This is a genomic window from Paraprevotella xylaniphila YIT 11841, from assembly GCF_000205165.1.
Lineage (GTDB): Bacteria > Bacteroidota > Bacteroidia > Bacteroidales > Bacteroidaceae > Paraprevotella > Paraprevotella xylaniphila.
In genome coordinates, this window is sequence record NZ_GL883865.1 from 143083 (window position 1) to 156240 (window position 13158).

Annotated in this window: 14 protein-coding genes; 1 reads left to right on the forward strand and 13 read right to left on the reverse strand. The window is 51.8% G+C overall.

Annotated elements, in window-relative coordinates:
* Window positions 1-350 precede the first annotated feature (350 nt).
* The 13 genes from HMPREF9442_RS09515 to HMPREF9442_RS09575 form a co-directional block, all read right to left on the reverse strand.
* On the reverse strand, window positions 351-1793 hold the full coding sequence (locus HMPREF9442_RS09515; RefSeq protein WP_008627991.1) for an NADH-quinone oxidoreductase subunit N: 1443 nt from the start codon (window positions 1791-1793) through the stop codon (window positions 351-353).
* A gap of 8 nt (window positions 1794-1801) precedes the next feature.
* Window positions 1802-3304: a complex I subunit 4 family protein gene (locus HMPREF9442_RS09520; protein WP_008627992.1), complete on the reverse strand. Its 1503-nt coding sequence runs from the start codon at window positions 3302-3304 to the stop codon at window positions 1802-1804.
* Window positions 3305-3330: 26 nt separating this feature from the next.
* Complete coding sequence (nuoL, locus tag HMPREF9442_RS09525) at window positions 3331-5220, reverse strand: NADH-quinone oxidoreductase subunit L (RefSeq protein ID WP_040602897.1); 1890 nt, start codon at window positions 5218-5220, stop codon at window positions 3331-3333.
* A gap of 29 nt (window positions 5221-5249) precedes the next feature.
* Window positions 5250-5561, reverse strand: a complete 312-nt coding sequence (gene nuoK / locus HMPREF9442_RS09530; RefSeq protein WP_008627995.1) for an NADH-quinone oxidoreductase subunit NuoK — start codon at window positions 5559-5561, stop codon at window positions 5250-5252.
* Between the two features lie 16 nt (window positions 5562-5577).
* Window positions 5578-6093 carry an NADH-quinone oxidoreductase subunit J family protein gene (locus HMPREF9442_RS09535; protein ID WP_008627997.1) on the reverse strand — a complete coding sequence of 172 codons (516 nt, stop codon included), beginning with the start codon at window positions 6091-6093 and terminating at the stop codon, window positions 5578-5580.
* 6 nt (window positions 6094-6099) lie between these two features.
* On the reverse strand, window positions 6100-6597 hold the full coding sequence (locus tag HMPREF9442_RS09540; RefSeq protein ID WP_008627999.1) for a 4Fe-4S binding protein: 498 nt from the start codon (window positions 6595-6597) through the stop codon (window positions 6100-6102).
* A 15-nt stretch (window positions 6598-6612) separates the two neighbouring features.
* Window positions 6613-7713: an NADH-quinone oxidoreductase subunit NuoH gene (gene nuoH, locus HMPREF9442_RS09545; RefSeq protein WP_008628006.1), complete on the reverse strand. Its 1101-nt coding sequence runs from the start codon at window positions 7711-7713 to the stop codon at window positions 6613-6615.
* Between the two features lie 21 nt (window positions 7714-7734).
* Window positions 7735-9351 (reverse strand): NADH-quinone oxidoreductase subunit D-related protein, encoded by a 1617-nt coding sequence (locus tag HMPREF9442_RS09550; RefSeq protein ID WP_008628008.1) that lies wholly within the window; start codon window positions 9349-9351, stop codon window positions 7735-7737.
* Complete coding sequence (locus HMPREF9442_RS09555) at window positions 9348-9962, reverse strand: NADH-quinone oxidoreductase subunit B (RefSeq protein ID WP_008628009.1); 615 nt, start codon at window positions 9960-9962, stop codon at window positions 9348-9350. Before HMPREF9442_RS09555 ends, HMPREF9442_RS09550 begins: the two co-directional genes overlap by 4 nt.
* Entirely contained in the window at window positions 9953-10306 is a 354-nt protein-coding gene (locus HMPREF9442_RS09560; protein WP_008628010.1) for an NADH-quinone oxidoreductase subunit A, read from the reverse strand. The genes HMPREF9442_RS09555 and HMPREF9442_RS09560 overlap by 10 nt, the downstream gene beginning before the upstream one ends.
* 142 nt (window positions 10307-10448) lie before the next feature.
* Window positions 10449-10835: a hypothetical protein gene (locus HMPREF9442_RS09565; RefSeq protein WP_008628011.1), complete on the reverse strand. Its 387-nt coding sequence runs from the start codon at window positions 10833-10835 to the stop codon at window positions 10449-10451.
* Window positions 10836-10942: 107 nt separating this feature from the next.
* Window positions 10943-12157, reverse strand: a complete 1215-nt coding sequence (locus HMPREF9442_RS09570) for a D-alanyl-D-alanine carboxypeptidase/D-alanyl-D-alanine-endopeptidase (RefSeq protein ID WP_008628012.1) — start codon at window positions 12155-12157, stop codon at window positions 10943-10945.
* Window positions 12154-12576 (reverse strand): YdbT family protein, encoded by a 423-nt coding sequence (locus HMPREF9442_RS09575; RefSeq protein WP_008628013.1) that lies wholly within the window; start codon window positions 12574-12576, stop codon window positions 12154-12156. Before HMPREF9442_RS09575 ends, HMPREF9442_RS09570 begins: the two co-directional genes overlap by 4 nt.
* A gap of 142 nt (window positions 12577-12718) precedes the next feature.
* Between HMPREF9442_RS09575 and HMPREF9442_RS09580 the strand changes: the two genes are divergently transcribed.
* Window positions 12719-13156, forward strand: coding sequence for a T9SS type A sorting domain-containing protein (locus HMPREF9442_RS09580; protein WP_008628015.1), 438 nt, complete (start codon window positions 12719-12721; stop codon window positions 13154-13156).
* Window positions 13157-13158: the final 2 nt, after the last annotated feature.

Genomic DNA, 13158 nt, shown 5'->3' on the forward strand with positions numbered 1-13158 from the left:
TACGTACCCTCCCATTCTCCCGGGAAAGTGAATCTTAATTCAATGAAGAACCTTGATACACTGCAAATATAACGAGTAATCCTTTCCCTATCATTGGACTATTTAAACTTAAATTAGGATTATATCAGCAAAAAAGTTTTTTTTCGCATTTGTCAAGGAAAAGCACTTTATAAAATCAATCTGCGCCAAATGAAAAATCGTTTGCCGCAGATTGAAAAATCACTTGGCGCAGAACGAAAAATCATTCTGCGCCAAGTGATTTTATAATTTCAGCATACTGATTTTCAGTAAATTAAATCATAGAAATCCGAAATCAGATTGTTAATCCTTTTGTTAGCAAAAAAGGATTCCTACATCATCCCCGCCCAACGCGCCAGGCCCTCGTAGACGAAGCTCGCCACGCCCAACAGGCAAATGCCCGCCGTGCAGAGCGCCAACGTGAGGCGCACGCCCGGATGGCTGCGCAAGGGGGCCACCGCCGGGAGTCCGTCCTCCGTGAGGGGCTCGGAGATGTACATGGCCTTGACCACCAACAGGTAGTAGAAAAGGGAGACGATGGTGTTCACCAACGCGAGGAACACGACCAACCACCACCCTTGGGCAAAGGCCGCCGCGAAGATGAAGAACTTGGAGAAGAAACCGGCAAACGGGGGTATGCCGCCCAACGAGAACAGGGCCAACGTCAGCACCAACGTCAGGCGCGGGTTCGTTCGATAAAGCCCGCGGTAAGCGTCACGGCCCGTCTGGCCGCCCGCGTGCTGTTCGACGGTGCTGATGACGGCAAAGACGGCCACGTTGGCCACCACATACACGGCCACATAGAACACCAGCGAGGCCATGCCCTGAGCCGTACCTGCAAGCACACCCAGAAGGATATAACCGGCCTGCGAGATGCTGCTGAAGGCCATGAAACGCTTCATGTCGCCCTGCAAAACGGCCATCAGGTTGGCCACGGTGATGCTGGCGACGGAAAGCAGGGCCACGGCGAGCGTCCAGTCTTCTTCCATCAAAGGGAACACAAAACGCAGGACGATGGCCAAGGCCACGGCAGCGGCTCCCTTGGAAATGACGCTCAGGTAAGCCGTCACGCTTGTGGGTGCCCCCTGATAGACATCGGCCGTCCACAGATGGAAGGGCACGAGGCTCATCTTGAATCCCATCCCGGCCAGGAAGAGCACCAGGGCAAACTGCTGCAACGCGCTGCCCTGAAGCATGGCCGGAAGGTCGGCAAAATAGAGCGTGCCGGAAGTGCCGTAGATGAACGACAGGCCGTAGAGCAGCAAGGCGGAAGAGAACATCGTGCTCAGGATAAACTTGGCACCGGCTTCCGCGCTGTGGTGGCGGTATTTGTCGAGGGCCACGAGGCAGGCCATGGGGATGCTAGCCATCTCCAATCCGATGTAGAATATCAGGAAATGCCCGGCGGACACCATGAAGAACATGCCCAACAGGGTGGCGAGCGTCAGCACGTAGAACTCGCCTTGTTTATAATGCGTGTCTTTCCGCCCTAGCCATTCGCCGCTTTGGAGGAAGATAAGCAACGTGCCGGCCGAAAGGATGGACTTGACGATAGATGTGAACGGGGTGTTGACATACATGCCGCCGAAGAGTGCGCGGGTGTCGGGCGTAAGGTTCAATCCTATCTGGAGGGCCATCAGCACGCAAACGGACGGATGGAACCAACGCCGGCGCAGCGGCCCGGCAAAAAGGTCGGCCAAGAGGGCTACCAACAGAATCAACACCAACGAAAGCTCGGCATGCAAAGACAATATAGCAGATAAATTACTGTTCATGACTTGGATCAGGGAAGATTAAAATGTGAAACAATAGGCTCTACACTGAAACTGACGGTGTCGCTCACCCACCACGGGGCAAGTCCCAGTCCTGCCACACACACAATCAGGCAAATGACGGCAAAACGCTCGTCCCACGTGGCATCCGTCAACTTCAGATGCCCGGGGTTGCGGCACGTGCCATAAAGAATCTTGCCCACCACACGCAGGATATACACTGCCGTGACGACGATGCTCACCGTGGCGATGACGGTGCAGGCGCGGTGGAACACATCGGGATGTTCGAAAGAACCCACGAACACCGTCATCTCGGCCACGAAGCCGCTCAGGCCGGGCAGGCCGAGATTGGCCAGACCGGCAATGACGTACCCCACAGCCAGGAAAGGCATGACCTTCATCAATCCGTTCAACTCGCGCACGTCACGGGTGTGCGTCCGGCCGTATATCATGCCGATAAGGGCAAAGAACAAGGCCGTCATCAGCCCGTGGCTCAGCATTTGCAGGATGGCGCCCGTGCAGCTCGTGCGGGTCGCCATCAGCAAGGCGAAAAGCACCAGGCCGCAATGGCTCACGGAAGAATAGGCGTTGATGTATTTCAAATCGGTCTGCACCACGGCACTGAAAGCCCCGTAAACCACAGAAACCGTAGTCAGTATCAGGAAGAAGTCGCCCCACTGGGCCAACCCTTCAGGCATCAGGTACATGGCCACGCGGAAACACCCGTATCCGCCCAGTTTCATCAAAACCCCGGCATGCAACATGGACACCGCCGTGGGGGCGGAAGCGTGGCCGTCCGGGCTCCATGTATGGAACGGGAACAAGGCACCCAACACGCCGAAACCCAGGAACACCGCAGGAAAGAACAGCCGTTGCATCCCTTCGGGGATGTTATGCAGTCCGGCAATCTCCAACACATTCATCGTCTGCGCCCCGGCCCCGTAATAGATGCCCAGGATACCGATGAGCAAGAAAGCCGACCCGCCCATCAGCATCAGCGTCAGTTTCATGGCGGCATATTCCTTGCGCCCGCTGCCCCATACGCCGATGAGCAGGTACATCGGTATGAGGGCCACCTCATAAAACATGAACATGGTGAAAAGGTCGGTGGAGATGAAGAAACCGAACACGCCCGTCGAAAGCAGCGTGTACCACAGGAAATATTCTTTCGTGAGGGGTTTCAGTTTCCATGAAGCGAAAGTGCCCGTGAACACGATGATGGCACTCAGCAGCAACATGACCACGGAAATGCCGTCCACCCCGACGGAATAACAGATATGCAAGGGAGCGTACCACACGACACTATCCGTGTAGAGCATCTCAGGCTGCGGGAAAGGCAGATTGGCAATCAACGCACGAAGCCGGAGATAATCCACGGCAAGCCAGACCGCCAGCACCAACAACGCGGAAGAACCGGCTACCATCACTCCCCGCACTTGGTTGACACTACGGGCCATCCACAGACCGAGCATCATCAACAGGGGAATCAATACGAAAAGACTTAATATATTCATATCGTTTTTACTTTTTTAAAGAATAGTCAGACGGCCAACAAGACCAAAGTCAAAAGGATAATGCCGCTCAGGAACCAAATCACGTAAGCCTGTATCCGCCCGCTCTGCATGGGCTGTACTTCCTCGGCCGAAGCACGGGTGCCCCAAGCCAGGAAGTTCATGAAACCGTCTATCACATGGCGGTCGAACCATGCCAACGGTACAGACACGCAGCGGAAAATAATCCGTTTGGTGACGAACAGCCAGGCTTCGTCCATATAAAAACGGCGGTAGGCCGCACGGTGCAGTTTCGGGAAACGACGAGCCAAGGCATCGGCCACCGGCTGTTCACTGCGGGCATACATGAAAGTGGCCAAGGCGATGGCCAATACAGCCACCACGCAACTTGTGGCTGCCACGCCACCGTCCAAATGGATGTCGTAAGACAAACCGTCGCCCGTGACAAAATGCCCGAAGGGAATGAAACCGGCCAGACAGGTCACGGCAGCCAATACCATCAACGGGAAAGTCATCGTAAGCGGACTTTCGTGCGGCACGTGCGCGGCATGCAGTTCCTTGTTCTCGTGCCCCCAGAAAATGCAATAGTACAGACGGAACATGTAGAAAGCCGTCATCCCTGCAATGAAAGTCATGACATAACCCATCACCGGGCTGAAAGCAAAGCAAGCCGTCAGGATCTCGTCCTTGGAGAAGAAACCGGAAAACGGCGGGATACCGGCAATGGCCAGGCAAGCGATGAGGAACGTGACATGCGTCACCGGCATATACTTGCGCAAGCCGCCCATCGTGGACATCTCGTTGCTATGCACGGCATGGATGATGCAACCCGCGCCGAGGAAGAGCAAAGCCTTGAACATGGCATGGGTGAAAAGATGGAACATGGAAGCCATGTAGCCCAGACCGCCTTCATGGCTCGGCATGCCAGTGCAGACTCCCAAAGCCACCATCATGAACCCGATTTGGGAAATGGTGGAAAAGGCCAACACCCGCTTGATGTCGCTTTGCACGCAAGCCACGGAAGCGGCATAGAAAGCCGTGAAAGCCCCGACGTAGGCCACAATGTGCAACGTTTCCGGCGCGTATGCGATATAAAGCGGGAACATCCGTGCCACTTGGTACACTCCGGCCACGACCATCGTGGCCGCATGAATCAACGCACTCACCGGCGTAGGACCTTCCATGGCATCGGGCAACCAGATGTGGAGCGGGAACATGGCGCTCTTACCGGCACCGCCCACGAACATCAGCCCCAATGCCCACGGCAGCATCAATGCGCCTTGCATAAGGTTCTCCTCGGCAGGCGCAAAGGTGAACGTACCCATATAATAACCGTAAATCAGGATACCGATGAGGAATCCGAGGTCGGCAAAACGTGTCACGATAAAAGCTTTCTTGGAAGCGGAGATGGCTTCAGGCTTCGTGTAATAAAACCCTATGAGCAGGTAAGAGGACACGCCCACCAGTTCCCAAAACACATACATCTGGAAAATGTTCGTGGCTACCACCAAGCCGAGCATCGAAAAGGTGAACAAGCTCAGGAAAGCGTAATAACGCTGAAAACCCTTCTCCCCTTTCATATACCCGAAAGAATAGATGTGCACCATGAGCGAGACGGTGGAAATGACCACCAACATCATCACCGAGATAGGGTCGAGCAGGATGCCCATGTCGATATGCAGGCCGGCCGTGAAAGGCAACCATACAAAATTATAAGGTACCAGGGTCCCAAACGTCCCGTCGGCCAAACGCGGCAAGGTGAAATAACCGTATGCCACGGCATAACTCAACACGGCCACAGCCCCCAATGACAACGAACCGACCAGACCGGCTGCGCGGTGGGACATCTTCATACCTGCCAGAGCCAACACTAAGAAACTCAGTACGGGCAGGAGGAGTATCAATATCGTATATTCCATATCATTCTTCTTTTTATCAGTTTCCGGCGTCAACCCTTCAGGTCGCTGACATCATCCGTCTGGATATTCCGGACATTACGGTACACATTTATCATAATGGCAATGGCCACAGCCGTTTCCGCCGCCGAGATGGCAATGCCGAAGAGCGTGAAGAAATGGCCTTCGAGCGCACCCGGATAAAAATAACGGTTGAACACGGCAAAGTTGATGTTCGTGGCATTCAGCATCAATTCCACGGAGATGAGCGTGGCCAACAGGTTGCGTCGCGTGAAAAAGCCGTAAATACCGGCAAACATCATCACCGTACTCAGTATCAGATAATAAAAAGCATCTATTTCCATAACTCTGTTTGTTTAATCAACGTTTACGCGCAATCATGATGGCACCGATCATGCAGGCCAACAACAACACACTGACGACCTCGAAAGGCAGGACAAACTGGTATTTCCCCATTCCGACAAGCGCGTTGCCGACTTTCACCGGATCCAGTTCCACCAACGGAGGAACGGAGAAACGTGCAAAACCGTAAGACGACAGCAAGAATACCGTCAACCCGAAACCGGCCAATACCGTCAGCATGGCCGCAAACCAACGTCCCCGTGGGATACGTTCGTTCATGTTCTTGTCCGAACGGGTCAACAGGATGGAGAAGACATAAAGCACGACGATACCTCCGGCATAAACCGACAACTGCACCGCTCCCAAATAGGTATAGCCCAACATGAAATAAAGGCCGGCCGTCCCGAAAAGCACAAACAACAGAGCCGTGGCCGCACGCAAAATACGCCCCGATGTCACAGCCAACACCGAACAGACCGCCATCATCAGTGAGACAACCCCAAAAACTACTTGCCCAAGAGTGATTCCTTCCATATTACATTATGCTTTTATAGGTTTGTTTTTCTCGGGAGCCGGTGCCAACACCGAACCTTCCCGGTTCAACGTGAGCAGCAACTTGTCACGCTCGAAAACCGAATTCTCAAAATCATTGGAAAAACGTATGGCGCCATGCGGACAGGCATTGACACAAAGCTGGCAAAACATGCAGGAACCCAAATCATATTCATACTTCACCAAATACTTCTTCTTCTTTCCTTCCGCATCTTCCCTCACTTCGGAAACCACACGGATCGTATCGTTGGGACAGGCCATCTGGCACAACCCGCAGGCCACACAATGATGCTGGTTCCGGTCGTCATGAATCATTTCCAACTGTGCCCGATGACGTTCCGGTATGTAAAGCGTCGTATGCCGGTTTTCCGGATACTGCTCCGTCACTTTCTTCCGGAAGAACACCTTGATGGACGTTTTCAGTCCTCCCGCCAGACTCTCCGTGCTACGCCAATATCTCTTTATATATTTTGTGAATTTACTCATTTCATTACTATCGTTTTAAAAAACCAATCCGAAAACCTTCATCACCACCATGGCCAACATGACTACGAGCGACAAGGGCATGAGGTATTTCCATTCCAACGTCAGCACCTGGTCGATACGCAAACGGGGGAAGGTCCACCGGATCCACATCAACAGGAATATGACGAAAAACGTCTTGCCCAGGAACCATACGATACCGGGAACATAGTCCATCACGGCATTGAACCCGTCGAGCCCGGCCACATGCAAAGGCATCCACCCCCCTAAGAAAAGCGTAGTGGCAATACCTGCCGTAATGAAAAGGTTCAGGTACTCGGCCAAGTAGAAAAAGCCGAAATGCATGCCGGAATATTCCGTATGGTAACCGGCTGTCAATTCTTGCTCGGCTTCAGCCAGGTCGAACGGCCCGCGGTTGGCTTCGGCATTGCCGGAAATGAGGTAAATGACAAAAGCCACCAACGTCAGGACATGTCCCCTGAAAATGTTCCATCCTCCGGCCTGGCTTTCCACGATGCCGCTGATGCTCATCGTCCCGCTCAGGATGACCATCGTAAGTACCGTGATACCCAAAGACAGCTCATAGCTGATAATCATGGCACCACTGCGGACGGCACCGATAATCGTGTACTTGCTGTTACTGCTCCATCCGGCCAACAAAATGCCGATCACCCCGATGCTCGAAGCGGCCAACACGAAGAATATCCCTATTTGCATGTCCAGAATCTCTGCTCCCTTGTGCCAGGGCAGACAGGAAAACGAAATGACGGAAGCCAGAATCACTAGATAAGGCGCCAGTTCATAAAGCACATGGTCGGACTTCCTGAGGCGTATGATCTCCTTGGTCAGTATCTTCAACACGTCGGCCGGCACTTGCAACAACCCGCCTTTGCCCCCCACACGGTTCGGCCCTATACGGCACTGGAAAGCGCCGCAGACCCTGCGTTCCATGTAAATGAGCACCACGGCCAACACGGCGTATGCCAACAAAATGACTATGCCCAGCGCCAACCCTTCGATAAAAACAGCCCAGTCCTCAGGCATCACGCCGCACAACGTACGGTGTATCCACTGCGTGAACGGTTCCAGGCTGTAATAATCCAAAAATGCTTGATCCATATATTTAAATGTGTCTGTATGTTATCTGTCAATATCCGGTATCACGAAGTCCATCGTACCGCCGATGGCAATCAGGTCGGCTATCTTCCCGCCCCGGCACACGGTGTCCATGGCATGCACCAACGGCAGGCCCGTGCTCCGGTAATGCAAACGGTAAGGCATCTTGTCCCCCCGGCTGATGAGGAACACGCCGAACTCGCCACGACTGGCCTCGACGGAAGCCGTAAACACGCCTTCGGGCAATTTGAGGATGGGCTTCGTCTTCACCCGGAACTCCCCTTCGGGCACGTTGTCTATCAACTGTTCTATGATCCGGCAGGATTCCATGATTTCGTCCATGCGCACCATATAGCGGTCAAACGAATCACCATGGGTATAGGTGATTTCCTTGAAGTCCACCTTGCCGTACATCGCGTAGGGATGGTGCTTGCGCACGTCGTTGGCCCATCCGCAGGCACGGCCCGTACCGCCGGTACAGCCCAACGAGATGGCATCCTCACGCGAAAGCAAGCCGACCCCCTTCAGACGGGTGCGGGCAATGACGCTCTTCGTAAAGATGTCGTGGTATTCATGGATAATGTTCCGCAAGTGCACGATAAACTCTTTCGTCTTCCGCACGAAATCGGGATGCAGGTCGGCCTGTACGCCGCCAATCACATTGTAGTTCTGAATCAACCGCCCCCCGGTGGTATCCTCGAATATGTCGAGAATCATCTCACGCTCGCGGAAACCATAGAAGAAAGGTGTAAGCGCACCCATGTCCATGGCCAGACAGGAATAAAAGAGGAGGTGGGAATCGATTCGTTGCAATTCGTCCATTATCGTGCGGATATATTGTGCACGTTGGGAAACCTCGATGCCCGCAGCTTGCTCGATGCATATACACAGGGCATGGCGGCTCTGGTGGGCGCTCAGGTAGTCCAGACGGTCGGTCAACGCCAATGTCTGCGGATAAGTCAGGCTCTCGTTCATCTTCTCGATACCCCGGTGGATATATCCCAATATGGGGTCTATCTTCTTGACCGTCTCGCCGTCCAACGACGTACGCATGCGCAACACGCCATGCGTGGAAGGATGTTGCGGGCCAATGTTCACGATGAAGTCATCAGGGTTGAACACCACGTTCTCGCGCCGTTCGATGGTCCCGTCCGCACGCAAGTCATATTCCTCCGTCACGTCGGCGTTCACCTCATTCTCCATGTTGAGCGGGTTGCTGCCCATGTCGTAATCCTTAAGGAGCGGGTAACCGGCCCAATCCTCACGCAAGTAGAGGCGGCGCATGTCGGGATGACCCGTGAAGCGTATGCCGAAGAAATCGTATGCCTCGCGTTCCTTGATTTCCGCCGTCTTCCATATCCGGCACACCGAGGGCAGGAAAGGCTCCTCGCGCCCGTCCGTGTCCGTGCGCAACGTCACGCGGCCGCCCGTCCGGGTCGACTCCAACAGGTAGAACACGCTCAGGCGGCCGTCACCGTCTGCCGCCACAAGGTCGCGCATGTAATCCATCGGTTCCTCCGCGTCGTCGTGCAACCGGCGGCATACCTCCGCCACGTCCCCCTTCGGGACCACTACCACTCTCTCGCCGGCCTCTTCCACTGCGGCGGCCGCGCACCACTGCCTTATCTTTTCTTCAATCATATTCCGGCCTCCTTTCTTTCCTCTGCCTCTTCCGGCTTCTCCTTGCGGTTGCGTCCCCCAAGGAAACGCTCTGCCTTGATTTTACGTTGCAACTGCATCATGCCATAAAAGAAAGCCTCCGGCCGCGGGGGGCATCCTGGGATGTACACGTCCACCGGGATAATCTCGTCGATACCGTTCACCACGTGGTAACTCTTGCGGAACGGCCCCCCGCTGATGGTGCATCCCCCCACGGCCACCACGTATTTCGGCTCGGCCATCTGGTCGTACAACCGCTTCAGTACCGGAGCCATGCGGTAAGTAATCGTGCCCAACACCATGATCATGTCCGCCTGGCGAGGCGAGTTGCGCGTCACCTCGAAACCGAAACGCGCCATGTCATAACGCGCCGCCCCCAAGGCCATGAACTCTATGGCGCAACAGCTCGTGCCGAAAGTAAGGGACCAGAGCGAATTGCTGCGGCCCCAGTTGATCAGGTCGTCCAACGTGCCCAACACGATGCCCGCCCCGTCGCGGTTCAGTTTCTCGGCCATGCGCAGCAGGTAATCGTTGTTCTTGAAATCGCCCGGCCCCATGTCCTTTATCTTGGGCAACCCGTGTTTCATTTCCATTCCAACGCTCCTTTCCTCCAGGCGTAAGCCAGGCCCAGAATCAATACCACAATGAAAAACACGATGCTCAACAGCCCTTGCATGCCGATACGGCCTACCACCGCCGCCCACGGGAAGAGGAACACCGTCTCGATGTCGAATATCAGGAACAGGATGGCATACAGGTAATAACCGGCATGGAACTGGAACCAAGCTTCCCCCCTCGTGGGCACGCCGCACTCGTAGGGCTCGCCTTTTTGAGGGTTGAACGTACGGGGGGCCGCAAGGCGCGCTATCAGCAAGGCAGCCGTCACTAAAGCGATTGCCGTAAGCACCACGACCGTTAACAATGTGAAATCCGTCATTCTTGAAGTTATATTTAATTTAACAACCAAAGATTATTGTAGTGAAAGACATATCTTTTATTTTCTTTTCCGAGGGGAAAAGGACCATAAGATATGGCACTCTGAAATGATACCTATTTATATAATATAGGCCCCGTAGGGGTCACACCCTGATTCGTCTCAAGGTAAAGACATAATAATCCCTGCTAGGTCCGGAAGCATAAGAATAGTATAAAGACCTGCAAGGAGATAAAAAACAGTCTACGGAAGCATAAAGAAAACCGGATAATCTTTCCGAGGCCGCCATGTACCCCGGACACGACGTTTCAGGCCCTTCATCCAAGGCAAAAGACAACGGGGCTATGTAATCAGAAGTAAAAAAGAAATAAGGAGTATCAGATGTCCAATATGTAGCTTCCTGTCCGAAACTTTCCACCGACAGAAAACTTGCCTCAGCACAAAACGCCGATGAACCATGTTTTTCCATCGTGGCAAAAGCCATTAAGAAAGACATGGAAAACAGTAGCCACATACAGAGTTTAAGCTTCATTTCCTCGTCTCTTTAACGGGCGCAAAGGTACATATATTATTTTAAAGCTTCTTTTATGGAAGATTAAAATATCTAAATTAGAACGATTTAAGTACTACTTAAAAAAACTACCGGCATAACCATTCACAAACTTTGTCTTGAAAGTCTTGTGCAGCCGCCACACGTTCCACACCTTGATTCATAATACAAAAGGCCAACAAATGGTTATTCGCCGACCGTACATAACCGGCCAACGTGGATACTCCTTCCAAAGTCCCGGTCTTAGCCCTTACGTTTCCGTAAGCTTTTCCCTTCCTCATACGTTTTTTCAACGTACCGTCAACTCCGGCTATAGGCAAAGCAATATAAAGAGGTGAAAAAATAGCCTCATCACGATAAGCGTATCTCAGGAAAGCAATTTCAAGTTCCGGTGTCAAGTAATTATATAAAGAAACCCCGCTCCCATCGGCCACTATATATTTTCCGGGATCATAGCCTAACCGCCCTATCAACCGCTCAATGTAGTACATAGCTTCTTTTCTTGAAGCGTATGGTTTTCCTGTACGGGCTGCCAACTGGTAAAACAAGGCTTCGGCACATAAATTATCACTCTCTTTCATCATCGGATGCAAAACGTCTGCCAACTGACGTGTCCGTCCGGCTAACAATACGCCATTTTGGGGACAACGGGCTTGTCCTCCAAAAACATGATGAATACCTAAGCCATGCAACATCTCGCTGAATGCCCTTATGAAAATATTCTTCTTCCCATATAATAAAGGAGTCAGCACCGGCATGTCATCATCCCAACACCACCCCCATCCCCATTGCAAGGTATCTTTCATCGACACGTCTGCATACAGTTTCCCAACTATAGAATCCACATCCGATTCTTTCAAAGCCTTGCCGAAAGAAAGCAAATCTTCTTTCCCGAAACAAGGGTCGAAACCTCCCACGACATATAAGTCTCCATACAAAACACGCCCTCGGATTTCGCCTGTGTAGAACAAGCGGGTTGCAAAACGATAATCACTCCCCAATTCGGAAAGCGCGGTGACAGCCGTTACCAATTTTTCAGTAGAAGCCGGCCGCATACGCTGTTTGGCCTGATAAGCATACAGTAAAGTATCGTCGGTCAAATCATATACACACAAACCTACTTGTGAAGTAAGGAATAGCTCATCTTGCAACAAGCTATCCAGTCCGTCCCGCAAACACACCGGCCACGAAGCCTCTTCCCCAAGCGGTTCACAAGAAAATCTCCCGGAAGCCAACAAGGGATTACCAACTCCCCCAACAAACCAGAAGACTCCCAAAAGTACTCTAAAAAGCCTCATATTCATAAGCCACCTGTCTTTTCAAGAAAATCTTCTTGTTTTCGTTTGAAATACCGGCAAAACTCTTCAGCCGGAAAAGGCGTGATGAATTTTATCGAACCGTCGCAAAACGTCAACATGACAGTATCCTTATTCTTTAAAAAAGACAAAGAAGACGGCCGTACGATATCCACCTTTTCGATGTCGGACAAAGAATGCCTGCTGACCTTGGAAAACCGCCCTTGATGAATGAACAAGCAACCTTCATCGGTAAAAACATAATACGTATGAATCAAACGTTCCACCACGAAAACCAAAAAGACCATACAACACAATGCAGCCAAAGGCAATTTTACCCAAAAGAAATATATGGCCAACACTGTAGCAGGCAACAAGCTGAAAAACATTATCTTCTTATTAATTTTTGCATGAAATGTCCGTATCATAAAACTAAAATTTGATGCAAGTTACACTTTTTACGGATTAAATCCACAGAAAGCCCAAAAATATCCTTTATTTTTTGTTTATTTAAAAAAAGACATATACCTTTGGAACGATAGCAGAAAAACAAACTAAAACCTATATATTATGAGAGCATTATTTGTTTTTTCCGGCTTATTGTTTTACTTTTCCGCTTTCTCTCAGAATGCGATAAGGTTTGCATACGATGCGTTAGGCAACCGGGTGAAGCAGGAAATCGTGCTGCAAAACTCAGATGTTGCCAAACGAAACCTGTCATCGGAAGAAAAAAAAGAGGATAATTTCTATTCCGACATGCTCTCTGAAAAACAGATCCGTATCTGGCCCAACCCAACGGAAGGACACCTGAAAGTGGAAATCCAAGGACTCGCCCCCGAAGAAAAAGCCTGTTTGCGCATCACATCGATGAGCGGAGCAGTCGTGGACGTAAAAGAAACAACCTCCCCCGTTTCCGAACTCGACCTGAGCCATTGCACAAATGGAATTTACCTGCTACATATCGCAACGGGCGGACAAGAAACCACTTGGAAAATCATCAAAAAATAACG